An 830-nucleotide genomic window follows, 5' to 3' on the forward strand; every position below is an offset into this window, starting at 1 on the left:
AAAATAGGCTAGCAGAAGGTAAAATCAATGACATCACCGAGCCTCAAACCTATGCAGAATAACTTCTAAACCTTAAGAAATGAATTTAGTTGACCAAATAAACGCTTCGAATAAAAGAAATAACAAAAAATTTATCCTGATTGGTGTTTTAATCTTTGTAGCACTAATTGCAGCAGCCATATTACCCTTTTTCATTAATCCGAAAGCATTTTATGATGAAAAAGACGGAAAAATTTATTTCGGAAGTAAAGAACTCACCTACATTAAAGCCAATGAGTTTAAACCGTTGGATTATAGTGTAGCGGTAGATTGTACAAAAGTTTATTACAACGGAAACCCTGTTGACTTTGTAGACCGTAAAACATTTAGAAATCTCGACAAAGGATTTTACTTAGATAAAAATGGATTATATTATGAGAAAACCGCTTTCTACGCTAAAAACCGACTTGAGCCTTTAGAAGGAGATTATGATAAGGCAACCTTTCATTCTTTAGGATATCAAACCTCTTTGTTTGCTGATAAAACAAACTTATATGCCATTGAGGTTTTTGCCGACCCACCATTAAAAAAGATCGAGATTCCTGGTTTGGATATCGCATCGGTAGAATCGTTACACAACAACTGGTTAAAAGATAAAAACAAAGTTTATTTCGATGATTGGGGTAATATCAAAGTTTGTTCAGAAATTGATGCAGCAAGTTTTGTGGTACTGAATTACACTGTAGCTAAAGATAAAAACAAAGTGTATTATATCACCAGAGGATTGAAATCAGATCAAAAGGAAGCTACAGAAAAAGCTGATTATGCGGTACTGGATGGCGCTGATGCTG

The 830-nt window shown here is 34.1% G+C and carries 1 protein-coding gene; it reads left to right on the forward strand.

The window, feature by feature from the left end; translation table 11 throughout:
• Positions 1–79: 79 nt before the first annotated feature.
• On the forward strand, positions 80–830 hold a 751-nt coding region (locus ON09_RS23805; protein WP_010603576.1), incomplete at its 3' end, for a DKNYY domain-containing protein.

The sequence above is a fragment of the Pedobacter agri PB92 genome, assembly GCF_000258495.1.
Lineage (GTDB): Bacteria > Bacteroidota > Bacteroidia > Sphingobacteriales > Sphingobacteriaceae > Pedobacter > Pedobacter agri.